This window comes from Nonomuraea phyllanthi, from assembly GCF_006334985.2.
Taxonomy (GTDB): Bacteria; Actinomycetota; Actinomycetes; order Streptosporangiales; family Streptosporangiaceae; genus Nonomuraea; species Nonomuraea phyllanthi.
Window position 1 is genome coordinate 294571 of sequence record NZ_VDLX02000010.1, and the last position, 24744, is coordinate 319314.

General features: G+C 72.0%; 25 protein-coding genes. 17 read left to right on the forward strand and 8 right to left on the reverse strand.

Annotated features, from left to right (window positions below):
• Positions 1 to 289 precede the first annotated feature (289 nt).
• Entirely contained in the window at positions 290 to 2287 is a 1998-nt protein-coding gene (locus tag FH608_RS27125; protein WP_139633413.1) for an ATP-dependent DNA helicase, read from the reverse strand.
• Positions 2288 to 2516: 229 nt separating this feature from the next.
• Between FH608_RS27125 and FH608_RS27130 the strand changes: the two genes are divergently transcribed.
• Together FH608_RS27130 and FH608_RS27135 are read left to right on the forward strand one after the other, a co-directional pair.
• The gene (locus FH608_RS27130) at positions 2517 to 3773 is read left to right on the forward strand and encodes a hypothetical protein (RefSeq protein WP_139633414.1); all 1257 of its coding nucleotides are present in this window, start codon (positions 2517 to 2519) and stop codon (positions 3771 to 3773) included.
• Between the two features lie 66 nt (positions 3774 to 3839).
• Complete coding sequence (locus FH608_RS27135; RefSeq protein ID WP_139633415.1) at positions 3840 to 5417, forward strand: Na+/H+ antiporter; 1578 nt, start codon at positions 3840 to 3842, stop codon at positions 5415 to 5417.
• Positions 5418 to 5445: 28 nt separating this feature from the next.
• Here the strand turns inward: FH608_RS27135 and FH608_RS27140 are convergent, their stop codons facing one another.
• Complete coding sequence (locus tag FH608_RS27140; protein ID WP_139633416.1) at positions 5446 to 5703, reverse strand: ubiquitin carboxyl-terminal hydrolase 14; 258 nt, start codon at positions 5701 to 5703, stop codon at positions 5446 to 5448.
• Positions 5704 to 6016: 313 nt separating this feature from the next.
• Between FH608_RS27140 and FH608_RS27145 the strand changes: the two genes are divergently transcribed.
• The 8 genes from FH608_RS27145 (at position 6017) to FH608_RS27180 (ending at position 12975) form a co-directional block, all read left to right on the forward strand.
• On the forward strand, positions 6017 to 7342 hold the full coding sequence (locus FH608_RS27145; RefSeq protein WP_226899944.1) for an ABC transporter substrate-binding protein: 1326 nt from the start codon (positions 6017 to 6019) through the stop codon (positions 7340 to 7342).
• Positions 7339 to 8295 carry a carbohydrate ABC transporter permease gene (locus FH608_RS27150; protein ID WP_226899945.1) on the forward strand — a complete coding sequence of 319 codons (957 nt, stop codon included), beginning with the start codon at positions 7339 to 7341 and terminating at the stop codon, positions 8293 to 8295. The genes FH608_RS27145 and FH608_RS27150 overlap by 4 nt, the downstream gene beginning before the upstream one ends.
• A complete protein-coding gene (locus tag FH608_RS27155) occupies positions 8285 to 9148 on the forward strand; it encodes a carbohydrate ABC transporter permease (protein WP_139633417.1) in 864 nt (287 codons plus the stop codon). Before FH608_RS27150 ends, FH608_RS27155 begins: the two co-directional genes overlap by 11 nt.
• Before the next feature lie 23 nt (positions 9149 to 9171).
• Positions 9172 to 10131 carry a DUF6807 domain-containing protein gene (locus FH608_RS27160; RefSeq protein WP_226899946.1) on the forward strand — a complete coding sequence of 320 codons (960 nt, stop codon included), beginning with the start codon at positions 9172 to 9174 and terminating at the stop codon, positions 10129 to 10131.
• Positions 10128 to 11363 (forward strand): ROK family transcriptional regulator, encoded by a 1236-nt coding sequence (locus FH608_RS27165; RefSeq protein WP_139633418.1) that lies wholly within the window; start codon positions 10128 to 10130, stop codon positions 11361 to 11363. The genes FH608_RS27160 and FH608_RS27165 overlap by 4 nt, the downstream gene beginning before the upstream one ends.
• A 78-nt stretch (positions 11364 to 11441) precedes the next feature.
• Complete coding sequence (locus FH608_RS27170) at positions 11442 to 11942, forward strand: DUF4231 domain-containing protein (RefSeq protein WP_193318637.1); 501 nt, start codon at positions 11442 to 11444, stop codon at positions 11940 to 11942.
• Positions 11939 to 12418 (forward strand): SLATT domain-containing protein, encoded by a 480-nt coding sequence (locus FH608_RS27175; protein ID WP_139633420.1) that lies wholly within the window; start codon positions 11939 to 11941, stop codon positions 12416 to 12418. Before FH608_RS27170 ends, FH608_RS27175 begins: the two co-directional genes overlap by 4 nt.
• Positions 12415 to 12975: a hypothetical protein gene (locus tag FH608_RS27180; protein ID WP_139633421.1), complete on the forward strand. Its 561-nt coding sequence runs from the start codon at positions 12415 to 12417 to the stop codon at positions 12973 to 12975. The genes FH608_RS27175 and FH608_RS27180 overlap by 4 nt, the downstream gene beginning before the upstream one ends.
• Positions 12976 to 13166: 191 nt before the next feature.
• Here the strand turns inward: FH608_RS27180 and bla are convergent, their stop codons facing one another.
• The 3 genes from bla to FH608_RS27195 all read right to left on the reverse strand — a co-directional run bounded on the left by bla (position 13167) and on the right by FH608_RS27195 (position 16066).
• Complete coding sequence (gene bla, locus FH608_RS27185) at positions 13167 to 14123, reverse strand: class A beta-lactamase (RefSeq protein WP_139633422.1); 957 nt, start codon at positions 14121 to 14123, stop codon at positions 13167 to 13169.
• Between the two features lie 97 nt (positions 14124 to 14220).
• The gene (locus FH608_RS27190; RefSeq protein ID WP_139633423.1) at positions 14221 to 15483 is read right to left on the reverse strand and encodes an MFS transporter; all 1263 of its coding nucleotides are present in this window, start codon (positions 15481 to 15483) and stop codon (positions 14221 to 14223) included.
• Complete coding sequence (locus FH608_RS27195) at positions 15476 to 16066, reverse strand: helix-turn-helix domain-containing protein (RefSeq protein WP_139633424.1); 591 nt, start codon at positions 16064 to 16066, stop codon at positions 15476 to 15478. The genes FH608_RS27190 and FH608_RS27195 overlap by 8 nt, the downstream gene beginning before the upstream one ends.
• Positions 16067 to 16138: 72 nt before the next feature.
• Here FH608_RS27195 and FH608_RS27200 point away from each other — a divergent pair, with 72 nt between their 5' ends.
• The 5 genes from FH608_RS27200 (at position 16139) to FH608_RS27220 (ending at position 18170) form a co-directional block, all read left to right on the forward strand.
• Positions 16139 to 16528 (forward strand): hypothetical protein, encoded by a 390-nt coding sequence (locus FH608_RS27200; protein ID WP_139633425.1) that lies wholly within the window; start codon positions 16139 to 16141, stop codon positions 16526 to 16528.
• A gap of 46 nt (positions 16529 to 16574) precedes the next feature.
• Entirely contained in the window at positions 16575 to 16901 is a 327-nt protein-coding gene (locus FH608_RS27205) for a YidH family protein (RefSeq protein WP_139633426.1), read from the forward strand.
• A gap of 11 nt (positions 16902 to 16912) precedes the next feature.
• Positions 16913 to 17248, forward strand: coding sequence for a DUF202 domain-containing protein (locus FH608_RS27210; RefSeq protein WP_139633427.1), 336 nt, complete (start codon positions 16913 to 16915; stop codon positions 17246 to 17248).
• Between the two features lie 48 nt (positions 17249 to 17296).
• Entirely contained in the window at positions 17297 to 17623 is a 327-nt protein-coding gene (locus FH608_RS27215) for a hypothetical protein (protein WP_139633428.1), read from the forward strand.
• Positions 17624 to 17732: 109 nt separating this feature from the next.
• Positions 17733 to 18170: a hypothetical protein gene (locus tag FH608_RS27220; protein ID WP_139633429.1), complete on the forward strand. Its 438-nt coding sequence runs from the start codon at positions 17733 to 17735 to the stop codon at positions 18168 to 18170.
• Between the two features lie 12 nt (positions 18171 to 18182).
• Here FH608_RS27220 and FH608_RS27225 read toward each other — a convergent pair whose 3' ends face one another.
• A complete protein-coding gene (locus FH608_RS27225) occupies positions 18183 to 20033 on the reverse strand; it encodes an ABC transporter ATP-binding protein (RefSeq protein ID WP_226899947.1) in 1851 nt (616 codons plus the stop codon).
• On the reverse strand, positions 20030 to 21811 hold the full coding sequence (locus FH608_RS27230; RefSeq protein WP_226899948.1) for an ABC transporter ATP-binding protein: 1782 nt from the start codon (positions 21809 to 21811) through the stop codon (positions 20030 to 20032). The genes FH608_RS27225 and FH608_RS27230 overlap by 4 nt, the downstream gene beginning before the upstream one ends.
• 220 nt (positions 21812 to 22031) lie before the next feature.
• Here FH608_RS27230 and FH608_RS27235 point away from each other — a divergent pair, with 220 nt between their 5' ends.
• Positions 22032 to 23327, forward strand: a complete 1296-nt coding sequence (locus FH608_RS27235; RefSeq protein ID WP_193318638.1) for a sensor histidine kinase — start codon at positions 22032 to 22034, stop codon at positions 23325 to 23327.
• Between the two features lie 72 nt (positions 23328 to 23399).
• Here the strand turns inward: FH608_RS27235 and FH608_RS52975 are convergent, their stop codons facing one another.
• Complete coding sequence (locus tag FH608_RS52975) at positions 23400 to 23864, reverse strand: aggregation-promoting factor C-terminal-like domain-containing protein (protein WP_226899949.1); 465 nt, start codon at positions 23862 to 23864, stop codon at positions 23400 to 23402.
• 389 nt (positions 23865 to 24253) lie between these two features.
• Between FH608_RS52975 and FH608_RS27245 the strand changes: the two genes are divergently transcribed.
• A complete protein-coding gene (locus FH608_RS27245; RefSeq protein ID WP_139633431.1) occupies positions 24254 to 24742 on the forward strand; it encodes a glutathione peroxidase in 489 nt (162 codons plus the stop codon).
• The last annotated feature ends 2 nt before the right edge of the window (positions 24743 to 24744 follow it).

Here is a 24744-nt window from a genome sequence, read left to right on the forward strand (position 1 = left end):
CGCCGCACTTCGGTTGACGGCCCTCCATGTAACGCCCTCTGACCCTTCACCGGCTGAGCGCCGCTACGGAGCGCCCGCTTGACCGGCCGGGTGGTTCCTGCGGCGGCCTGCTCGTCGTGTCCGGCGCCTGCCTACCGTAGGCGCCTGCCTCCGTTCCTGGCCGTACGGCGCTGGGCCCGTCGGCTCGCCGCACGCGGTGCCGTGCCCACCGACCCCCCGCATGGCGGGCCCCGTGTGCCCTGGACGCGTTCGGGTGCGCCCTCAGCCGTGTCCTCGGACCGAACCAGCGTCAGGCGGGTTCGGTGGCCAGGCGCTTGAGGGCGGCCCGGGGGATGGCCGGGTCGGTGGTGCGCCAGAACGGGGGGAGGGAGCCCAGGAGGAAGCTGCTGTAGCGGGCCGTGGCGAGCCGGGGGTCCAGGACGGCGATCACGCCCTTGTCGTCCTGCGCCCGCAGCAGGCGGCCCGCGCCCTGGGCCAGGAGCAGGGCGGCGTGGTTGGCGGCGACCGACATGAACCCGTTGCCGCCCTTGGCCGCCACGTGGCGCTGGCGGGCCGAGGTCAGCGGGTCGTCGGGGCGCGGGAACGGCACCCGGTCGATGATGACCAGCCGCAGGGACGGGCCCGGCACGTCCACGCCCTGCCACAGCGAGAGCGTGCCGAACAGGCAGGTCGGCTCGTCCTCGGCGAACTGCTTGACCAGCAGCATCGTCGAGTCGTCGCCCTGGCACAGCAGCGGCACGTCCAGCCGCTCGCGCAGCGCCTCCGTGGCGGCCTTGGCGGCCCGCATCGAGGAGAACAGCCCGAGCGTGCGCCCCCCGGCCGCCTCGATCAGCTCGGTGATCTCGTCGAGGTACTGCTGGGGCAGCCCGTCGCGGCCCGGCTGGGGCAGGTGTTTGGCGACGTACAGGATGCCCGCGCGGGGGTGGTCGAACGGCGAGCCCACGTCGATGCCCCGCCAGTCCTTGGAGTCGCCCAGCCCCCACTGCGCGGCCAGCCCGTCGAACGTGCCGCCCAGGGCCAGGGTGGCGGAGGTGAGGACCACCGTGCGATCCCCGAACAGCTTGTCGCGCAGCATGCCGCTGACCGTCAGCGGCGCGACCCGCAGGACGGGCGGGCGCCGGTCGGTGCTCCCGTCCAGCCAGACCACCTCCGCCCGGTCGGCCTCGGAGTCGTGGCCGTAGGCCTCCAGCATGCGCACGGCCGTGTCGTGCACCTCGTCGAGCGCCGAGAACGCCGCCTTGCGCTGCCCGGCCTTGTCCGGGTCGTCCTTGTCGGCGCCGCGCGGCCCGAGGGCGGTGATGCAGCGCCAGGCCGTGTCGCGCACCAGCGCCAGCGTCAGCCCGAGCACCTGCGGCAGCTCGTCGATGCGGCCGGGCGGCGCGGCGGCCAGCAGCGCCTTGAGGTCCTCGCCGGCCTCCTGGAGCTGGTCGGCGACGGACTGCTCGATCAGCCGGCCGACGCGGCGCACGGCCAGCGACACGGTCAGCTCCGACAGCTCGCCGGTCACCACCGACGTCACCCGGTCGACCAGCTCGTGGGCCTCGTCCACGACCACGACCTTGTGCTCGGGCAGCACCGGCAGGTCGCCCATGGCGTCGATGGCGAGCAGCGCGTGGTTGGTGACCACGACGTCCACCTCGCCCGCCCGGGCGCGGGCCAGCTCGGCGAAGCACTCGGCGCCGCTCGGGCAGCGCTGCGCGCCCAGGCACTCCTGCGCGCTCACCGAGTACTGCCGCCAGGCCTGCTCGCTCACCCCCGGCACCAGCTCGTCGCGGTCGCCGGTCTCGGTCTCCTCGGCCCACTCCTGGATGCGCTGCACCATGCGCCCGGTCGCGCTGACCTCGCGCGGGTCGAAGAGCTGGTCCTGCTCGTCCTCCTCGGGCCAGCCCGCCGTCGCCTTGTAACGGCACAGGTAGTTGCGGCGGCCCTTGAGGATCGCGAACGTCGGCTCGTGCGGCAGCTCCTTGCCCAGCGCCTCGGCCAGCCGGGGCAGGTCACGGTCGACGAGCTGGCGCTGCAGCGCGATGGTGGCCGTGGAGATCACGACGGGGGTGTCGCTGCCCATCGCGTGGCGGATCGACGGCACGAGGTAGGCCAGCGACTTCCCGGTGCCGGTGCCGGCCTGGACCGCCAGATGCTCTTCCTCGTCGATGGCCTGACGTACGGCCTGGACCATGGTGATCTGGCCCGGCCGTTCGCTCCCTCCGAGAGCGTTTACCGCGACGTTGAGCAGTTCGTCCACTGACGGGAGATGGGAGTCCGGCACGGCAGTAAACGCTACCCGCATTCCGAGGTCCCCGCGCCGAACGCGGTGTGATCGGCCAGACGCATCCCGGCGTTCGCGGACCCTGGCGGCGGCGCGCATGGCACACTGGGCGACCGGGACCCCAACCGGCTGGGCGACCTTCACGGGGCGTGACCAGAGGGGGCCCCGGTGTAGATGGGAAGGCCGGTTTCCAGAGGGTTTTCCGGGGTTGAGTGGACGAATAAAGGCTGGTTAAAGCAGTATGTCTGCCATGTCGGAAGTTGTCCCGTTGCCGTCGTTCGGCGAAGTCTTCTTCGATGCGCGAGGTCAGGAGCGGTGCCTGCGCGTCACGTGGCATGAGGGCACTCTGGTCCTCAGCCTGTGGCGCGGCGAGATGTGCACCGCCAGCTTCCGCATGCCGATGGAGGACGTCGGCCGCCTGCTCGACACGCTTGACGAGGGCTACGCCGAGGCCACGGGCGAGCAGCCCGCCGTGCCCGCGCACGACCCGGCCACCGAGGCCATCCCGGGCACCGGCCAGTACCACCGGCCGCCCGAGCACGTCCAGCCGCCGGCCGCGCCGCAGCGCCAGCCCGACGAGCGGCCCACGGCCGCCCTGTCGCCCAGCGACGTCCTCGTGGCCAGAGGCGCTCCCGCCGCACACCAGGACAAGCTGGTGGCCTCGTACGGCGAGACCACGGCCCCCCGGGACGCCGTGCCGCAGAGCACCGCGCCCCAGGGCTACGGCGATCCGGCGCCGGCCTACGCCGAGCCCTCCCCGTTCACCGGCCCCCAGTACGTGGAGACGACCGCTCCCCAGCAGCGCTACACCGGCGATCCCTTCAGCGGGCCGCAGTACACCGCCGAGTCGCCCCAGTACGGCGGCCACGCGCAGGGCGAGCCCTTCACCGGCCCGCAGTACGTCGAGGCGCCCTACGCCGACGGCCAGTACGCCGACAGCGGACCCGTCTACCAGATGCCGGGCGACCAGCCGGCCGCGGAGCCGCGCCGCCAGTCGCCGCTGAGCACCGACCCGCTCGGCTTCCCCTCCCAGGCCAACCCGCCCCACCAGCCGTCCCACCACCGCGCGGATCAGCACCGCGCGGACCGGGCCGACCAGCACCGGGCCGACCAGTACGGGAACGATCAGTACGGGAACGATCAGTACGGGAACGACCAGTACCCGAGCGACCCCTACCCCTCCGACGCGTTCGCGCGCCGCCCCGAGCAGTACCAGCAGGCCCAGCAGAGCCAGGGCACGGCGGGCCTGGGCACCCCGATGCACGGCATCCCGGGCGCCGGTCGGCCCCGCCCCGAGCCCCGGCCCGTCCACGACGACTACGGCTCCTACCAGCAGGGAAGGCCGAACCCGGTGGACCCGCTGCTGTCCATGGGCAGGCAGGAGCAGCAGCAGCCCGACCCGCTGTCCCGCCCGTACGTCGGGGACCCCATGTTCTCCACGGGCGAGCGCCTGCGCCCCGAGCAGCAGCCCGACTACCACGAGCGGAGCGACCGCAGGGAGTGGTGACGCGCGCCCGCGAAACGGCCGGTACGCTCCAGGCGGAATGTTCGGGCCGAGGCAGAGGGAGCGCCGGTGAATCCGACCTTGGGCCTGCAGTTGCTGCTGCTGCTCGGCGGTGCGGTGGCCGTCGCCGCCGTGGCGCGGCGCAGGGGGTGGCCGGCGCCGCTGCTGCTGGTGGCCGCGGGCCTGCTGGTCTCACCGCTGGTGCCGGCGGTGCCGCTGGATCCGGACCTGGTGCTGTTCGTGTTCCTGCCGCCGCTGCTCTACTCCGCCGCGCTCGACAGCTCCTACCTGCGGCTGCGTGACGTCAAGCGGGCCGTGGCGCTGCTGTCGATCGGGCTGGTGATCTTCACCACGGCGATCGTGGGGCTGGTCGTGCACCTGCTGCTGCCCTCGCTGCCGCTCGCGCTGGCGTTCGCGCTCGGCGCCATCATCGCGCCGCCCGACGCCGTGGCGGCCGTCGCGGTCGGCCGCCGGCTGGGGCTGCCCCGCAGGACGCTGACGATCCTGGTGGGGGAGAGCCTGTTCAACGACGCCACCGCGCTGACGGCGTACCGCGTCGCCGTCGGGGCCGCCGTAGGCGGGACCGTGGACCTGTGGCACAGCCTCGAGCAGTTCGCGTTCGCGGCGGTGGGCGGCGTCGCGATCGGGCTGGCCCTGGCGTTCGTGCTGGCCTGGCTGTTCCAGCGCACGCGCGACTCGCTGGTCGAGAACACGCTGATGCTGCTGATCCCGTTCGCCGCCTACCTCGCGGCGGAGTCGGTGGAGGCCTCCGGCGTGATCGCCGTGGTGATCGTGGGCCTCTACCTGGGCAACCGGATGCACCTGCGGGGGTTCGGCACGCGGCTGGTGTCCGACGCCGTGTGGAAGGTCACCGACTTCTTCCTCGAGACGATCGTGTTCGCGCTGATCGGGTTGCAGCTGGCCACCGTGGTCCAGGGCATCTCCGGCTACAGCCCGTGGGCCGTGGCGGGATACGCGGCGGCCGTGCTGGCGGTGACGATCGCCAGCAGGTTCGTGTGGGTGTTCGCGGTGACCTACCTGATCGGGGCGTTGAGCAGGCGCGACACCCAGCCGAGCGCGCCGCAGACGGTGATACTCGGCTGGGCGGGCATGCGCGGCGTGGTGTCGCTGGCCGCCGCGTTCGCGCTCCCGCCGGGGATCCCGGAGCGCGATCGCGCGATGCTGCTCTTCCTGACGTTCACCACCGTGATCGGCACCCTGCTCATCCAGGGCACCACGTTCCCGGCGCTGATCAGGCGGCTGCGCGTGTCGAGCGAGCGCGAGCACTACGAGGACCGCCTGGCCGAGGCGTCGGCCCAGCAGGCCGCGCTGGAGGCCGGCCTGGCGGAGCTGGAGCGGCTGGTGGAGGCCGACGGCGAGCCCGACGAGATCCAGAGACAGGTCATCGACCAGCTCAGGGAGAAGTCGTGGCGCCGCTCGCTGACCGCGTGGGAGCGCCTGGGCGGCGGCACGGGGCCGGGCGGCGCGGAGACCCCCAGCGCCCTCTACCGCCGCCTGCGGCGCGACATGCTCCAGGCCGAGCGGCAGGTCTTCGTGCGCCTGCGCGACGAGCGCCGCCTCGACGACGAGGTGCTGCGCAAGGTGATGGCCGAGCTCGACTTCGAAGAGGCGATCCTGGAGCGCTAGAGGCGCGAGCCCGGAGCGTCGGCCCGGGTCAGCCCATCTGGCTGTCCACGAAGCACCACCGCCAGTCCTCGCCGGGCTCGAACGACTGGATCACCGGGTGACCCGTGTCATGGAAGTGCTTGGTGGCGTGTTTGCTGGGCGAGGAGTCGCAGCACCCGATGTGGCCGCAGTCCAGGCAGCGCCGCAGGTGCACCCACCGGCCCCCGTCCGCCAGGCACTCCGCGCACCCCTTCGGCGTCGTCGCCGTGGGGTCGCCTGCCTGGGAAAGATGCTCACAAGTTGCCATACCAGAATCTTATGACCATGCCCGTGGCGTTCATGGAGGGCCCTCGCCCTATTTGTTTCATGGGTTGACGTAACCGGAAATGCCGTCGTAACGTCCTCTTCTAATCGGACGGGCGGCCCGCCTCCCCGCGGACCGCCGTCGCCGCCGGCGAGCCCGGCCGCCGTGACAGCGGCGTCCCGGCCCGGGTGCCCGCGGCGAGCCGCACGCGGCCGTCCCCGTTCCCGGCCCCGGCGCCAGTTCCGGTTCAGGGCCTCACTCCCCAGCACGTCACGCCGCCGGCCCGCCGGCGTCCTTCCGAAGGGACCGCCCCGAGATGACCCCTCGACCCGTTCCGATGGTGTTGAGCCGCCGCAACCTCGTGAAGCTGGCCGCGCTGACCGGCCTCGGCGCCGGACTGACGGCGTGCGGCCGGGGATTCGGCGGCGGCGGCGACGGATCCGAGGGAGGTGGCGTCCAGCTCAACATGGTCTGGTGGGGCGACGCCTCCCGGGCGCAGAAGACGCAGGCGGCGCTGGACATCTTCCAGAAGAAGAACCCCGGCGTCACCGTGAAGACCGAGTACCAGGACAGCGGCCCGTACAAGGACAAGCTGGCCACGCGCTTCGCCGCCGGGGACCCGCCCGACCTGATGATGATGCGCATGGACAGCCTGCGGGAGTACGCCGACCGCGGGGCCCTGCTCGACCTCAACCGGCACACCGGCGCCGTGGGCGTCTCCGGGCTGAGCGAGAGCGTCAAATCGCTGGCGGCCGTGGGCGACAAGAACTACGGCATCGCCTCCGGCCTGAACACCATCGGCTTCGTGGTCAACAGGACCCTGACCGAGAAGTACGGCGTCAAGATCCCCGACGGGAACACCTGGGGCTGGAAGGACCTGGCCACGTTCGCCCGCGAGATCTCCGAGGCCAGTGGCAAGAAGGTGTACGGGACCGGGTTCGAGCCGGCGACCCTGGCCAACATCATCGTGTACACCCGCCAGCGCGGCGAGGACTTCTACACCTCCGACGGCCGGCTCGGCATCAGCGAGGCCACGATCGTCGCCTGGTTCGAGATGGTGGAGGCGATGCGGAAGGAAGGCGGGTTCCCGCCCGCCGGATTCTTCGAGAACATCGGCGGCGGGGCCGAGCAGTCGTACCTGGCCAAGGGCACGCTCGCGTCACAGATCATCCCCACCAACAACTTCCTGTCCTACAACGCCGCGGCCGGCGGCAACCTCGCCCTGCTGCGGATGCCCGGCGAGACCACGGAGAAGCGGCGCGGCCAGTCGATCGACACGCCGGCCCTGTGGTCGATCGCCGCGCAGTCGAAGCACCAGGCCGAGGCGCTGAAGCTGCTCGACTTCCTCATCAACGACCCGGACGCCTCCAAGGCGACCGGCACGACCCGTGGCGTGCCCGCCAACGCGGAGGTGGCCGCCGAGGTCAAGCCGAGCCTGCCGCACGACGACCAGGTGGCCACCGACTACCTCATCGCGCTGCAGAAGGAGGACCTGCCGCGGGCGTACACGTACCCGCCGGGTTCGAGCGCCATCGCCTCCAGCCTGGAGTCGATCGCCACCGAGGTGGAGTTCGGGCGGCAGACGCCCCAGCAGGCCGCCAGGGCCTTCCTCGACGCGGGCAGGAAGGCCCTCGGCGGGTGAGCCGGCCCATCGACACGCCGGTCCTGGACCGGCCGGCGGCGAACGGGGCCCCGGCCGGCGGGCCGCGCCGCCGCCGTCCGGCCAGGCCGCCCCAGGACCGGGCCGGGTACCTCTTCCTGCTGCCGTGGTTCATCGGGATGCTCTTCACGGTCATCCCGTTCTTCGCCTCGCTCTACCTGGCGTTCACCGACTACAACCTGCTCAACCCGCCGACGTGGATCGGCCTCGACAACTTCGCGGAGATGCTCCGCGACCCGCTGCTGCATCAGTCGCTGAAGGTCACCTTCATCTACACGTTCGTGTCGGTGCCGCTGTCGCTGGCGGCGGCGCTCGGGGTGGCCATGCTGCTCAACCGCGGCGTGCGGGGGCTGCCCGTCTACCGGGCGGTGTTCTACCTGCCCTCGCTGCTCGGCGGCAGCGTCGCGATCGTGCTGTTGTGGCGCTACATCTTCGGCCTCGACGGCATCGTCAACGCGTTCCTCGGCTGGTTCGGCATCGACGGCCCCGGCTGGACCACCGACCCGGACTACGCGCTCACCACGCTCATCGTCCTGCACATCTGGACGTTCGGCTCGCCCATGGTGATCTTCCTGGCCGGGCTGCGGCAGATCCCGGGCATGTACTACGAGGCCGCGGCCATCGACGGCGCGTCCCGGTGGCGGCAGTTCCGCTCGATCACCCTGCCGCTGCTCAGCCCGATCATCTTCTTCAACCTGATCCAGTCCCTGATCTCGTCGTTCCAGACCTTCACCCAGGGATTCGTCATGAGCGGCGGCACCGGCGGGCCCGCGGGCTCCACGCTCTTCTACAACCTCTACCTCTACCAGCAGGGGTTCTCCCAGTTCCACATGGGCTACGCCTCGGCCATGGCCTGGATGCTGCTGGTGATCATCGCGGCGTTCACCGCGATCAACTTCCTGGCCGCGAAGTATTGGGTCTTCTATGACAACTGAGGAAACCTTCGTCGAGCGCGTGGGCAGGACCCGCCGGTCCCGGTACGCCAAGCACGTGCTGCTCTGCCTGGTCGGCGCGGTCATGATGTATCCGCTGGCGTGGCTGGTCTCCAGCTCGCTCAAACCGAACGGGCTGATCTTCACCGACCTGTCGCTGTGGCCGGCCGAGTGGAACCCCGGAAACTACGCCGACGGGTGGACCGCGCTCGAGCACCCGTTCAGCGTCTACCTGGTCAACTCGTTCGTCATCGTCGTGCTGAGCATCATCGGGAACCTGGTGTCGTGCTCTCTGGCGGCGTACGGCTTCGCGCGGCTGAGGTTCACCGGGCGCAAGCTCTTCTTCACCCTGATGCTGGGCACCATGATGCTGCCGGGACACGTGCTGCTCGTGCCGCAGTACATCGTCTTCGCCAAGCTCGGCTGGCTCAACACGTACTACCCGCTGCTCGTGCCGAACTTCCTGGCCACCAACGCGTTCTACATCTTCCTGATGGTGCAGTTCATGCGGGCCCTGCCCAAGGAGCTCGACGACGCCGCCCGCATCGACGGGTGCGGCCCGTTCCGCACCTTCTGGAAGGTGATCATGCCGCTGTGCCTGCCGGCGTTCGCCACCACGGCGATCTTCACGTTCATCTCGGTGTGGAACGAGTTCTTCGGGCCGCTGCTCTACCTGACCGACTCGGAGCTGTACACCGTGCCGCTGGCCCTGCGGCAGTTCATCGACTCCGAGGGGCAGTCGCAGTGGGGGCAGATGTTCGCCATGTCGTTCCTGTCGCTCGCGCCCGTCGTCGGGTTCTTCATCGCCGGTCAGAAGTACCTGGTCAAGGGCATCGCCACCACCGGGCTGAAATAGCCCTCGAACAAGGGATCCGGGACGTGCCGTACGCTCAGGAGGCACAGCGGACCTGGGGGGACACCCTCGGCCTCGGCACGGCCAAGAGAGGCGGCGATGCGACCATGCGGTCTCCCGGCGGGCGGCGCGGCGTCGCCGTGCTGCGGTTGCACGGCCACGACGTCGCCGACTACGTCTGGGAGCCCGACCTGCCGCTGTCCGCGTCCCCGCGCCCCTACCTGCACCCGGTGCGCACGCTGGCCGGGGTGACCGTCACCGACGCGGCGCCCGACTCCCACCCCCACCAGTTCGGCATCAGCGTGGCCGCCCCCGACCTCGACGGGCGCAACTTCTGGGGCGGGCGCACCTTCGTCGCCGGGCACGGCCCGGCCTGGCTCGACAACCACGGCACCCAGCGCCACCAGCGCTGGCTGCGCCGCACCACCACCGAGCTGCACCACACGCTCGAATGGGCCGACCCGCGCCAGGCCACGCTGCTGCGCGAGCACCGGTCGATCAGCTGCCGGTGGGTGAACGAGACCGCGTGGTCGCTGAGCATCCGCACCCGGCTGACCAACGCCACCGACCGGCCGCTGCCGTGGCGCAGCCCCGCGGCGCTCGGCCGGGCCGGCGCCGGCTTCGGCGGCATCTTCTGGCGCGGCCCCGCCTTCACCGGGCCCGCCCGGGTGCTCAGCCCAGCCGGCGCCGACGTCGGGCGGGTCCACGGCCGCTCCGCCGACTGGGTCGCCGTCAGCGGCGCCGACCGCGAGGGCCGCGCCTGGACGACGCTGTTCACCCCCGCCGACGAGGCCACCGCGCGGGACCGCTGGTTCGTCCGCGCCCGCGACTACCTCGGCGTGTGCTCGTCGCCCGCCTGGGACGAGCCGCTGCTGCTGGCGCCCGGCGAGACCCTCGACCGGCACGTCGTCGCCGTGGTGATCGACGGCGCCGTCTCGTCCGGCGAGGCCGCCGAGCTGGCCGACGGCGCCCGGTCGGCCGCATGACCGCGCAGGTCCGGCCGAGCAGTCCCCGCCGGCAGGAGGAGCCCGTACGCCAGGAGAACCTGCGCACCATCAACCTGGAGCTGGTCTTCCGGCACATCGTCTCCGCCGCGGGCCCCATCTCCCGCACCGAGCTCGCCACGGCCACCGGCCTGACCCGCCCCACCATCACCCGCATCGCCGAGGAGCTCCTGGCGGGCCAGCTCATCACCGAGGCCGGCCTGCCCCACAACGGGCGGGCGGGCCGCCCCCGCGTCGGCCTGACCCTGTCCGAGAGGGGGCCCGCCGGGCTCGGCCTCGACATCCGCGCCGACGGCCTGGCCGCCTGCGTCGTCGACCTCACCGGCACCGTGCGCCACCTGGCCTTCGACCCCGCGACCTACGCGGGGCGGGGCGCGCCCGACGTGCTCGCGCACCTGGCCCGCATGGCGAGGGCCGCCATCGACGCCATCGCCGCCGAGGACCTGACCGTCGTCACCGCCACCCTCGCCGTCCCCGGCCCCGTGCAGGGCGGCGTCGTGCACTCGGCGCCCGAGCTGGGCTGGCGCGACGTCGACACCACGGCCCTGCTGCGCGGCGCCGTCCACCCCCTCGACATCCCGATCACCGTCGACAACGAGGCCAACCTGGCCGCCCTCGGCGAGCTCTACGCCGGCGACAACGCCCTCGACAGCTTCGTCTACGTCTCGGGCGGGCTCGGCATCGGCGCCGGCATCGTCCTCGACGGGCACCTCATGCGCGGCGCCCGCGGCTGGAGCGGCCAGCTCGGGCACGTGACCGTCTACCCCGACGGCAACCCCTGCCCGTGCGGGTCGCGCGGCTGCCTGCAGACGTACGCCAGCCTCCAGGCCGTGCTCGGCGACCGGCCCGCGCCCGCCGGCACCACCCCCGACGCCGCCGCGACCGGCCGGGCCGAGGCGGGCGAGCCCGCCACCATCGCCGCCCTCGACACCGCCGGCACCGCGCTCGGCATCGCGCTGGCCGACATGCTGAACATCCTCGACATCGACACCGTCCTGCTGGGCGGCAGCTTCGCCCTGCTGGCGTCCTGGATCACCGCGAACGCCAGGGCCGAGATCGACCGGCGGGTCCTCACCGCCGCCTGGGCGCCCATCACCCTCCGGCCCGCCCTGCTCGGCCCGGACGCCGCCGTGATCGGGGCCGCCCTCACCTCCATCGACCAGATCCGCCGGCATCCCACCACCTGGCTCGCCCGCCGCCCCGCCCCGGCCTGACGCTCCATTGTGGGCGCCCCGGATTTTGTTTACATTCCACAGCGACAGCGCCTTCTCCCTCCGGTGCGGGAGGTAGCCGTGAGGCCACCCTTGTTCGAGCGATTCCCCACCCTCCGCGCACCGGTCACGTCCGGGACGGTGATCCCCGCCGCGCAGCGCGCGGCCTACCCCGGGCTGGCCGCCGACTTCGAGGTCCTCGACCGCGAGGTGGGCCCCGCCTTCGCCCGGTACGACGGGGCGGCGCTGCGCGACCAGAACCGCTACCGCCGCCAGCAGGTCCTCATCCTGCTCGGGTCCGCCCTCATCGCCGGTCTCGGCGGCCTGCAGGCCGCGCTGCCCGGCCACCGCTGGCCGGCCGTCCTGCTCGCCGTGATCGGCATCGCGCTCGCCGCCAGCACCAAGTACGTCAAGGAGAGCGAGACGCTCGACGGCTACCTCGCGGCCCGGGTGAAGGCCGAACGGCTGCGCGCCCTGTACTTCCGCTACCTGTCGGCGACCGGCCCGTACGCGGGCCAGGACAGGGAGCTCGCGCTCCGCCGCGCCGTGCTCGCGATCGAGTCGGACCAGGAGCCGGAATGACGGAACGGCAGGCGCAGTTCCGCGCGCTCTACCGCGACCTCCGCATCGGCGAGCAGCGCGGCTTCTACGAGCGGCGCTCCGAGGAGTACGGCCGCGCCCGCCACCAGGCGATCGTGGTCCGCAACGTGCTGCTCGTCCTCGCGGCGCTGGCCGGCGTGGCGGGCCAGGTCGCGACCGGCACCGGCCGCGCCTCCTGCGGCGTCGCGGCCGCCGTGCTGGCGGCGCTGGCGGGCGCGGTGACGGCGTACGAGGCGTTGATCGGCTTCGCGCAACTGCGCAAACTGTACGGGGACGCGGCGCTGAACCTGCGGGCGGCGGCCCTCGACTGGGACGCCGCCGGCCCCGATGACGACGTCGCGCCGCAGATCGACCGGATCGAGCAGATCTTCCGTACGGAGAACGGCCAGTGGGGGCAGCTCATGGTCCAGAACGAGCAGGTGGCCCCGCCGGTGGCCGGGGAACAGGAACAGGCGTGACGCGGGCCCTCATCGTCAGCGGCCACATGGTCGACCGGCCCGGCCGGGAGCCGCCGCGCTTCCCGCAGCGGGTGACCGGCGAGGTCACCGCCCGGATGGACGCGGTCTTCGAGGAATGGGACGTCGGCCCCGGGACGGTCCTGCTCTGCGGCGGGGCGCGGGGCGCCGACCTCATCGGCGCCGAGCTCGGCCTGGGCCGCGGCGCCTCGGTGCGGCTGTACCTCGCCCTGCCGCCCGCGGAGTTCGCCCGGCGCTCGGTCGACCTGCCCGGCACGAGCTGGCACGCCCGGTTCGAGGACCTGCTCCGGCGGGCCGAGATGCGGTCGCTGCCGGCCGGGGCGGCGGAAGGTGACGAGGTGTTCGCCCGTACGAACGCGTGGATGATCGAGGAGGCGTTCGCGCTCGACCCCGACCCCCGCGCGGTCGTCGTGTGGGACGGCCGGGCGGGTGACGGGCCGGGCGGCACGTCCGACCTCGTCTCCCGCCTGAGCCGCGAGCCCGGCGACCCCCGGGTCCGCGTCATCGACCCCACCGCCCTGATCGCCCCCGGCCACTGACACCGCGCCACTCGCCGCGCCACCACTGCCGCGCCACCGCTGTGCCACCACTGCCGCGTCACCGCTGTGCCACCACTGCCGCGTCACCGCTGTGCCACCACTGCCGCGTCACCGCTGTGCCACCACTGCCGCGTCACCGCTGTGCCGCTGCCGCCGGGCCACCGCTGTGCCGCCGCCGGGCTCGCGTCGCGTCAGAGCTTGCCGAGGCCCCGGGCGAGGATGGTGGCGGTACGCGCGATGGCCGTGTCGTCGCCCGCCTGGCCCGCCGCCCGGTGGGTGTAGACGGCCATGACGATGGGCGCGGCGCCCTTCCCCGGCCAGACGACCGCGATGTCGTTGCCGCCGCCGAACGCCGAGTTCGACCCGGTCTTGTCGCCGACCGTCCAGCCCTTGGGCAGGCCGGCGCGGATCCGGGCGTCGCCGGTCTCGGTCGCGCGCAGCCAGGCGTTGAGCCGCCTGCGGTCACGGGCGTCGAGCGCGCTCCCGACCGTGACGGCGCGCAGGTCGCGCGCGATGGCGGCGGGCGTGGTGGTGTCGCGCCTGTCCTTGGGCGTCCAGTCGTTCAGCTCGGTCTCCCAGCGGTCCAGGCGGGAGAGCGGGTCCTTCAGCGTGCGGAAGTACCGGGTCAGCCCGGCAGGGCCGCCGATCTGCTTGAGCACCATGTTGCCCGCGGTGTTGTCGCTCAGAGTGATGGCCGCCTCGCACAACCGGCTCACGGTGAGCCCGTCCTTCACGTGCTTGGAGGTGGTGGGGGAGTTCGGCTTGACCTCGCCGGCCGTCCAGTGCACGACCTTGTCCATCAGCCCCGGCTCGGAGGTGCGCGCCTTGTGCAGCACGGCCGCGCAGGCCATCGCCTTGAACGTGGACAGCAGCGGGAAGCGCTCGGCCGAGCGGTAGGCGATCGTCTTTCCGGTGGCCGTGTCGATGGCGTACGCGCCGATGCGGCCCCCGAACTTCTTCTCCAGCGCCCGCAGCTCCTTGCGCGCCTGAGCTTCGCGAGAGAACGCCTGCGCCTCCTGCGGGAACGCCCGCGCCGAGGTGCCGGCCGTGGCCGCGGTGGCCGCGGTGGCAGGGGCCGCCGGCAGCGCGCCGGCCGCCAGGAGGGAGATCGTCAACGTGGTCGCAGCCGTGAACCGGCGCTTGCGCATGGTGTCGTCCTTGCCGTCGTCCGTCAGTGGGCAAGGAGCAAAGCAGACGCGATCACCTCATGTCTAATAGCGATATCGAGAAGAGCTCGATATCGGTTCACGCATGACGCCAGGTCAGCGCCAGGATTCCGGCCGTGACGAGCCCGGCGGCGTGCACGCACAGCACGGGCACGATCCCCACCACGCCGCCGAGCAGCCCCGCCAGCGCCATGCCGGCCAGCCCCGTGGCCGCGTGCGCGCCGGCCAGCACGCCGAAGACCCGTCCCAGCCGGGCGTCGTCCGTCACGGTCTGGGCGAGCGTGGTGAACCCGGCCGTCGCCGCCGCCGCGGGCAGCCCGGCCAGCCCGATCAGCACCGGCGCCGGCCACAGCGCGGGCACGGCCAGCGGATACATGAACAGGGCCAGGTCCACGACCCCGAGGGCGATCGTCGCGCCGCCGAGCAGCGTCCGCGGTGCGGCGCGGCCCGGGTGCAGCGCGACCAGCAGCCCGCCGGCGATCCCGCCCACCGCCTGCGCCGACAGGAACAGCCCGTACGCGTCGCCCTCGCCGCCGAGCACGTCGGAGACGAACGGCGCGGCGAGCGTGGCGAAGACGCCCTCACCCAGCCCCACGATCATCATGTACGCCACCAGCATGCGCACACCCGTGCCGCGCCCGGCGACCGGCAGCCGCACGCCCCCGTCCAGCCCGGGTCCCCGCCGCCCGCCCGCGGCCGCCGTTCCGGCGGGAGGCCGGGGTGTCCTGAGCCCGGCCTGCAGGACCGCCGAGACCGCGAAACTGGCCACGTCGATCGCGACCACGGCGGCCAGCCCGCCCGCGCTCACCGCGGCCCCGCCCAGCATCGCGCCCAGCAGGCGGGCGGCCTGGCCGGCCTGGCCGTGCAAGGCGTTGGCGCGTACGAGCTGCGGCCCCGCGACGATCTGCGGGACGAGCGCCTTCTGGGCGGGCGCGAGCACGGTGCTCAGGACGCCGGTCCAGAGCGCGACGGCGTACACGATCCACATCTGGCCCGGCTCGCGTACCGCCGCCAGCGGCAGCAACCCGAGGGCGAGCAGCACGTCGGTGGCGACCAGCAGCCGCCGGCGGTCCCACCGGTCGGCCAGCGCCCCGGCCACCGGCCCGAGCACCACGTCGGGCAGCCGGGAGAGCAGCAGCATGACCGCGGCGGACAGGGTCGAGCCGGTGAGGCGGTAGACGTGGAAGGCCAGGCCGGTGCCGATCACCCAGTCGCCGGTCTGCGAGATCAGGCCCGCGAGCAGCAGCCGCCGGTAGTCCCGGTTGCCGCCCAGCAGCGCCCGAATCTCGCGCCCACCACCCGACAGCCCCCGCATCAGGTCGGCGGGGCGCGTCTCAGTCACCGGAACCCGTGGGCGGCAGCGGGGCGACCACCTGGGTCCAGGACAGCGGGCGGGCGTTCGCGGGGCGCGACGCCGGGTCGTCGACGCGCGCCCTCAGCGGCTCCAGCAGCTCCTCGATGCCCGCGCTCACCGCCGCCACCTCCTCAGGCGTGGCGTACAGGTACGTGTTGCCCACCCCGCCGACCGCCCGCCACGGCATCGGCTCGTCGGGCCGGTGCTGCTGCCACTCGGCCAGCCGCGCCAGCGCGCGCTCGGCGATGACCTGCTCCAGCAGGCTCCGGGCGGCCGCCTGGTCCGGCTCGGCGGCCACCTCGTCCCACTCCTGGACGGTCTGCGTCACCTTCCACGGCCGTTCGCGCTCGTCCCTGGCCTCCGCCTGCTCCACGAAGCCGTACTTGGCCAGCTGCCGCAGGTGGTACGAGGCCAGCGCCTGGCTGATGCCGGCCTCCCGCCCGGCCTCGGCGGCGGTCAGCGCGCCCGCCCGCATCAGCAGCTCGTGCAGCGCCAGGCGCACCGGGTGGGCGAAGGCCCGGATCGCCGCCGCGTCGTCGAGCCGCCGCCGCCCCGAAGATTCCAAAGACATGCTTGGAATCTTGAGTGACCCTGCCCCGAGAAGTCAAGGGATCCTTTGGAATGCGTTGGGTAGGGTCAAAGCATGCGTCTCCTCAAGAGCCGGTTCGTGCCCCTGGCCGCCTTCGCCGTGTGCGTCTTCGCCGCCGGATGCGGCGAGGTCAACGACACCATCGACAAGGCCCAAGCGTGCCTCGAGGCCCCGAAGATCGTCACCGACCTGGGCGCTCAGATCACCAAGTTCGCCGACGACCCCACCGCGATGGACAAGGCGATCGACGACGCCGCTGCCAAGCTCAACGACGTCGCCGACAAGGCGGCCAACACGACGATCAAGGAGGCCTCCGACGATCTGGCCAAGACGCTGAGCGGCATCACTGTCAACGACGTCAACGACGCCGTCGACGCCGCCCAGAAGGTCACCGCCGAGAGCGCGGCGTACGTGGAGAAGGTGACCAAGGCCTGCACCGGCTGAATCCCGGTGTCTCTAGGGGAAATATGTACGAACTACCGTTTTTCCCATGGAACCGGACCCGCGTTTCACTTTGGCCAACGAACGGACCTTCCTCACCTGGCTGAGCACGGCGCTGGCGCTCAGCGCGGGTGGGGTGGCCATGGCGGCCGTGCCGTCCGAGGTGTTCGTGCCGTGGCTGCGCACCACGCTGGCCATCGTGCTGGTGACGCTCTCCGCGCTGGCGGCGGGCATGGCCTACCCGCGCTGGCGCCACATCCAGCGGGCCCTGCGCCAGAACGCGCCGCTGCCGCCGCCCGCGCTCGCGGCGGTCTTCGGGTACGGCGTGGCGGTGGTGGCGGTGCTGGCCCTCGTCCTGATCATCCTGGCGGCCTGAGCGGGTCGGGGATGAATCCGGAAGAGGAGATCTGGGACCAGGGGCTGCAGAGCGAGCGCACCCGGCTGGCCTGGGTGCGCACGGCCGTGGCGCTGTGCACCGGCGGCCTCGGCGCGGCCGGGCTCTCGCTGAGGGTGGGCCTGCCCGTGGCCGCCGTCGTGGCGTTCGGGGTGGCGGCGCTCTGCGGCAGCGTGCTGCTCATCAGGACCAAGCCCCGTTTCCGCCGCGTTCAGGAGGCCCTGCACGGCGGCCGGCCGCTGGCCCCCGGCCTGGACGCGTTCGTCGCCTGGCTCGGCACGCTGAGCGTGGTGGCGGGCGCCTTCACGTTCGTGTTCGACGCCCGGTGACCGGCTTGCGGGATCCGGACAAGGAGGCACACACTCGAAGGTGAGGGGGTGACCTCGTTGGAAGAAGAAATCAGGAGCGTGCCTTTCGAGTGCCGCGGTTGCTGGCATGTCTGGGAAGAGGAATACGTCGTCGGGCACGTCCATGACCGTCGCGGACGCGAGCGCGAGATCTGGCTGCGCAGGGGGCTGCCCGCGCTGCCACCGTCGCCGGGCGCCGTCAGTTGCCCGCGGTGCGGGAGTCAGCAGGCCACGATGTTCCCTGAGGGTTACCTGGCCCGCCACCCGGAGCTGATCCCGCCGCCCCACCCCTCGGAGCCCGACGAGACGCCGCTGCTCAGCCCGGTCAGGAAGCCGCTCCACAGCTGGCTAACCTGACACATGGTGAGCATTCCGTAGCGGTAAGTGTAATAAGGTCCGTCTTGCGGGGCCGTAGCGCCCGGCGGACACTCGGGTCGAACGGCGATCCGAGGCCGGGGGTGGTCCTGTGACCGACGGGTTCGAGACCCGCGAGACGTGGCCTTTCGAGTGCCTTCGCTGCCTGCACGTCTGGGAGGAGCACTTCGTCGTCCGGCATCTCACGGACGTCCACGGCAACGAGGTCGAGATCTGGTTGAGCTCGGGAGTGGCGGTGCCGCCGCCGTGGTCGGGCGCGTGCTGCCCACACTGCGGCGCGTACCACGCGACCTCGTTCCCGTGGGGCTATCTGGCCCGGCATCCCGAGCTCGTGGCCGGCCCCGAGCCGGAGCTCGTGCCCGGGCCCGCGCCGGCCGGCGTGCCGGCGGTGGCCGAGCCGGGCAGGACGTCCGCGCCGCGGACGAACCTGCCCGGCAGGCTGCTGATCGCGCTGGGTGTGCCGCTGGCCTTATTCGTCGGCTACGAGCTGTACGCCAACGCCGTGGCGGCCGCGGCCCACCACCGCTAGCGGCTTCACGGACTACGTCTGGCTCAGGCTCTCCAGCCAGGCCCGGTGCAGCCCGGCGAACCTGCCGGAGGCGGCGATGAGCTGGTTGGGCGGCCCGTCCTCGACGATCTCGCCGCGGTCCATCACCAGCACCCGGTCGGCGATCTCCACGGTCGAGAGCCGGTGCGCGATGATCAGCGCCGTGCGGTCGGCCAGGATCGTGCGGAGCGCGCGCTGCACCAGCCGCTCGCTCGGCACGTCGAGGCTGGAGGTGGCCTCGTCCAGGATCAGCACCGCCGGATCGGCCAGGAACGCCCTGGCGAAGGCGACGAGCTGGCGCTGCCCGGCCGACATGCGGCCGCCGCGCTTGCCCACCTCGGTGTCGTAGCCGTCAGGGAGCGCCGCGATGAAGTCGTGCGCGCCGATCGCCTTGGCCGCCTCGCGCACCTCGCGGTCGGTGGCGTCGGGCCGGCCGAACCGGATGTTGTCGGCGACCGTACCGGTGAACAGGAAGTTCTCCTGCGTCACCATGACCACGGCCTGGCGCAGCGTCGGCTCGTCCAGGTCGCGCAGGTCGACGCCGTCGAGCAGCACGCGCCCGCCGGTGGGGTCGTAGAAGCGGGAGATCAGCTTGGCCAGCGTCGTCTTGCCCGCGCCGGTCGCCCCGACCAGCGCCACGCTCTGCCCGGCCGGGACCGTCAGGTCGAGGTGGGGCAGGATCGGCATCTCCTCGACGTAGGCGAACCTGACGCCCTCGAAGCGCACCTTGCCGCGCGCCCTGCCCTGCGGCAGCGCCGCGGGCTCGCGCGGCTCGGGCACCGACGGCTCCTCCTCCAGCACGCCCGACAGCTTCTCCAGCGCCGCGCCCGCGGACTGGAGCGTGTTGTAGAACTGGCTGATCTCCTGCATCGGCTCGTAGAACTGCCGCAGGTACAGCAGGAACGCGGCCAGCACGCCGACCGTGACCTCCTGGTTGAAGGCGAGGTAGCCGCCGTAGATCAGCACGCCGCCGACCGTCACGTTGCCGATCAGCTTGATGCCGGGCATGAAGACCGCGATGAGCTGCATGCTGCGGGCGTTGGCGCTGCGGTAGTCGTCGTTGAGCTGCTGGAAGATCTCCTGGTTGCGCGGCTCCCTGCGGAAGGCCTGCACCGCGCGGATGCCGGTCATCGACTCCACGAAGTGCACGATCACCAGGGCGACCGTCTCGCGGGTGCGGCGGTAGACGATCGCGGACTGCCGCCTGAACCACCGGGTGAACAGCAGCAGCAGCGGCAGCGGGATCAGCGCGACCAGGCCGAGGTGCACGTCCAGCACCAGCAGCAGCGCCGCCGTGCCGAACATCGTCAGCACCGCCGTCACCAGCCCGTCGAAACCGGACTGCAGCAGCTCGGCGATGGCCTCGATGTCGGAGGTGAGGCGGGAGATGACCCGGCCTGAGGTGTACTTCTCGTGGAAGCTCAGCGACAGCCGCTGGAAGTGGTCGAACACCCTGCGGCGCAGCTCCAGCAGGATGCTCTGGCCGATCTTGCCGGACAGCCGCAGGAACGCCTGCCGGGTGATCGCCTGCGTCACCGCCGCGGCCAGGATCACCCCGACCACGGTCAGCAGCGTGGCGGGGCCGCTGCCGCGCATCATCGGCGGGATGCCCGCGTCGATGCCGACCTTGACGAGGTAGGGGATCGCGAGCCCGGCCAGGTTGCTGACGACGATGATCGTCGTCAGCAGCGCGATCTGCCGACGGTACGGCGAGAGCAGGTCGCCCAGCAGCCGGCGGGAACGTTCCCGCAGCAGGACGGAGACCTTCTCGGACAGCTCGTCCTGCTCCTCGGAGGCGACGCCGCGCCAGGTGCTGGTCGTGGTGTTGGTCGTGGTGGTGGTCACCGCAGCGCTCCTTCCGAGGGGTCGAAGTCGGCGTCCTGGGCGAGCAGCTCGCGGTATTCGGGCACCTCGGCCAGCAGCTCGTGGTGGCGGCCGACGTGCGTGATGGTGCCGTCGCGCAGCAGCGCCACCTTGTCGGCGAGCAGCACGGTGGAGGCCCGGTGGGCCACCACGATGCCGGTGGCGTCGCGCAGCACGTGGCGCAGCGCCTCCTCCACCAGCGCCTCGGTCTCGACGTCGAGCGCGGACAGGGTGTCGTCGAGCACGAGGATCCGCGGCTTGCTGAGCACGGCCCTGGCCAGGGCGAGCCGCTGTCGCTGGCCGCCGGACAGCGACAGGCCCTGCTCGCCGATGCGGGTGTCGAGGCCCCACGGCAGGTCGTACACGAACATGGCCTGCGCGGTCTGGACGGCCGCGGCCACCTCCTCGTCGGTGGCGTCGAGCCGGCCGAGCGTGAGGTTCTCGCGCACGCTCATCGAGAACAGCGTGGGCTCCTCGAACGCGGTCGCCACGACCGAGCGCAGCGCCGGCAGCGTCAGGTCGCGCACGTCGTGGCCGTCGATCGTGATGCGGCCCTCGGTCGGGTCGATCAGGCGGGGCACCAGCGCGGTCAGCGTGGTCTTGCCCGAGCCGGTGGCGCCGACGATGGCGACGGTCTCGCCCGGGCGCACCTCCAGCCGGACGTCGTGCAGCACCGGCTGCTCGGAGCCGGTGAAGCGGAACCCGATCCCCTCGAAGCGAAGGTGGCCGCGGGGCGCGTCGATGACCTCGGTGCCGCCCTCGATGGCCGGGACGGTGTCCATGACCTCCATCACGCGGTCGGCGGAGGTCATGGCCTCCTGGGCCATGGCCAGGATGTGGCCGAGGCTCGCGATGGGCCAGACCAGCTGCAGCATCAGCGTCGTGAACGCGACCAGCCCGCCCAGCGTGAGCGCGCCCGACCCGACGGCCATCGCGCCGAGCAGCAGGACGAGGGCGAGCGTGATGTTGGGGATCAGCCCGAGGAAGGCGAAGAACTTCGCCGACAGGCGCACCTTGTCGAGCGAGGAGCCGTAGACCTTGAGCGCGGCCTCGTCGTAGGTGTCGTAGACGTGGTGGCGGCGGCCGAACGCCTTGATCGTCCGGATGCCGATGGCCGACTCCTCGACGAGCGTGGCGAGGTCGCCCTGCTCGTCCTGGACCCGGCGGGAGATCTTGATGTAACGCTTCTCGAAGCGCAGCGACACCCACACGATGGGCACCGCCGAGATCGCCACGAGCAGGCCGAGCGGCCAGTACTTGTTGAGCAGCAGCACGGTCACCGTGATCAGCTGCAGCACGTTCATGACCAGGAAGAGCATGCCGAAGCCGAGGAAGCGGCGGATCGTGGACAGGTCGGTCGTGGCGCGCGACAGGAGCTGGCCCGACTGCCAGTCGCCGTGGAAGCCCATCGGCAGGTGCTGCAGGTGCTCGTAGAGGTCGTCGCGGATGCGGGTCTCGAGCCCCAGCACGGGCGTGACCTGGGTCCAGCGCCTGAGGAAAATCATGAACGCTTCGAGCGCGCCCACGCCCAGAGCCAGGAGCCCGAGCGGGAGTAACGCCTCGTGGTCGCCGTGCAGGATCGGGCCGTCGATGACCTTCTCGCTGATGAGAGGCGTCGAGATGGAGGCGCCGATGCCGACGACCGCGGCCAGCCAGATGAGGATCAGGCGGACGGCGTACGGGCGGAGGTAGGACTTCATCCGCCACAGGGAGTTGGAGGAGAGCAGGGGACGGCGAGGTATGTGCGTATCGGGAGGCATCCCTACTAGGCTAGTACGCCGGTTCAACCGATTTTCAGTAGCCCCAGCGGCGGCATTCCCGTACGTGACATGGGAAAACGGCAATAAACCAGGTCATTTCGGCAGACCTCTACCTTTGTTGCGATGTGTGGGAATCTGATGAGGTGTGCGGTTTTACCTGGGGTTTGATCGGCGTGGGTAGCAGTCTCCTATGGCGTTCGGCCGCTCCATCAGGGCCCGCATGACGATCGCGACGGTGGTGCTGTTCGGGGCCGTCATCACCGTGGGGGTTCTGCTGATCTCGCTCACCTATCCGGTGCGGGCCCGGGCGGACCTCGTCGCCCAGGCCGGCGACGCCAGCCGCAGCCTGGCGTCCGAGATCGGCCGCCACCGCTTCACCGGCTCCATCCCGCCCAGGAAGGGAGCGTTCCTCCTCCAGGTCGTGACCCCCGACGGCCGGGTGGTGGCGTCCAACTCGAGCCTCGCCGGCCGGCCGCCCCTCACCCGGGCCCGTCCCGCGGGCGGCGCGTCGAGCGTCGAGGACCGGGTGTGCCGGCGCGACGGCTGCCTGGTCGTGGTCGGCACGAGCAGCCCCCGAAGCGTGTACGGCCCCGTCGTCGCCTACGCGGCGCTGCGCGAGCCGTTCCTGCTGAGATCGTCGCTGCTGCCCCTGCTGCTGTCCGCCGGGTCGGTGGTGCTGGTGGCGCTGATGGGCTGGGCCGCCTGGTACGGGGTCGGCCGGGTGCTGGCCCCCGTCGAGCGGATCAGGTCGGACCTGGAATGCATCGGCGCCGAGGACCTGAGCCGGCGCGTCGAGGTGCCCGCCACCCGGGACGAGGTCGCCCGGCTGGCCGCGACGGTCAACGACACCCTGGCGCGGCTGGAGGACGCGGTGAAGCGCAACGCGCGGTTCATCGCGGAGGCCTCCCACGAGTTGCGCACCCCGATCACCGGCCTGCTCGTACGCCTGGAGGCGGGCCTCGAACAGCGGGACGAGGCGGATTGGCGGGCGGCGACCGACGACGCGCGGCGGCTGTCCGACATCGTGCACGACCTGCTGCTGATGGCCCGGCTGGACGCAGGTGCGGAGGGCGGGCGGGAGCGTCTGGACCTGGGAATGCTGGCCGAGGAGGAGGTCGCGCGGCGGCCCGGCCGGCTGCCGGTGAGCATGGACGTCGAGCCCGGGGTCCTCATCAGGGGCAACCGGCTGCGCCTGTGCCGGTTGCTGACGAACCTGCTGTCCAACGCCGACCGGTACGGCGAATCCCGGGTGTGGGTCCGCGTGCGGGGCGAAGGGGATCAGGCCGTGGTGGAGGTCTGCGACGACGGGCCGGGAATCCCGGAGAAGATGCGGGAGCGGGTGTTCGAGCGGTTCATCCGGCTCGACCGCACCCGGTCGAAGGACAGCGGGGGCAGCGGGCTGGGGCTGCCGATCGCCCGCGACATCGCCAGGGCCCACGGCGGGACGCTGGAGGTCGAGGACGGAGGTCCGCTCACCCGGCTCGTGCTGCGCCTGCCCCGCGCGGATCCGAAGTAGGGCCCGAAGTAGGGCCCGAAGTAGGGAGGGCATCCGGCGGATGTGACCGCCGGATGCCCTCATTGTCGGTGCCTAGTACCAGTTGTGCGATTTCCAATGCCCCCAGGCGCCGCACGGCCTGCCGTACCTCCCCTTGATGTATGCCAGACCCCATCGGATCTGTGTCTCCGGGTTGGACTTCCAGTCGTGCCCGGCCCGTTCCATCTTGCCCGCGGGCAGCGCCTGCGGGATTCCGTACGCGCCGGACGAGTTGTTCCGCGCCCGATGGTTCCAGTTGCTCTCCCTGGTCCACAGATTGTCCAGGCAGTGGAACTGGCGAAGGTTCCACGACCGCTGGACGACCTGGTCCAGCGCGATCTTCTTGTTCCTGTTGGGCGTCGTCACCGGCGGTCTCGGCTTGGCCGACGTCGTCCACTTCGCGGTCCTCACGACGGGTGGCCGGGCCTCGGCCCAGGCCACGGGCGTGCCCAGCGCGGTGAGCGCGGTGAACGCGGTGACGGTGACGAATGTGCCGTTGAGCGTGCGTTTGCTGTCCAAGTCGATCCTAGCCATAGGGTCGCGTGCGGACAGGCGCCATCCGTACGGCGCCCTTGCCGGTCCCCGCCCGTGGCTCGGACGTGGAGAGTCCGCGCGGCCCTCCGGGAATCCTGTGTCCGCCCGGTCCTGCTGGGCGGCCCGGAGAGCGCCGCGACGTGTCCACTAGCACGATTCCTATTACGGAGAGTCACCACCGGTCACCCCCTCTCGACACGCGATGGAGAGGTGTTTGCGGGATCCTGGCCCATAATGGCCCGTCTCGCTGGGCCGAGCTTGCCCACCCCGCCGCCGGGATGGCCGGGACTTGCCGCAACACGAGGGCAGATATGAGGTTTGCCCTACCGCGGACAGCGGGTATGAGGGGCGGCTCGCGGGCGTAGGGTCGCTGCATGAGCCTCAGTGACATCCAGCTCCGCACCCTCGACGACGCTCCGACTACTCTCGGTGAGCTGGCCGCCGGCCGGGCCGCCCTCATCGTCAACGTGGCGTCGAAGTGCGGCCTCACCCCGCAGTACACCGCCCTGGTCAAGCTGCAGGAGCAGTACGGCCCGCGCGGCTTCACGGTGATCGGCATGCCCTGCAACCAGTTCGCTGGCCAGGAGCCCGGCACGGCGGAGGAGATCCAGCGGTTCTGCTCCACCACGTACGGCGTCGACTTCCCGCTTCTGGAGAAGGCCGATGTCAACGGGCCCGGCCGGCACCCGCTCTACGCCGAGCTGACGCTGGCCGCCGACGAGCAGGGCGAGGCGGGCGACGTGCAGTGGAACTTCGAGAAGTTCCTGGTCGACCGCGACGGCGCGGTCGTGGCCCGCTTCCGCCCCCGCACCACCCCGGACGACCCGGCCGTCACCACCGCCATCGAGAAGCTCCTGGGGTAATC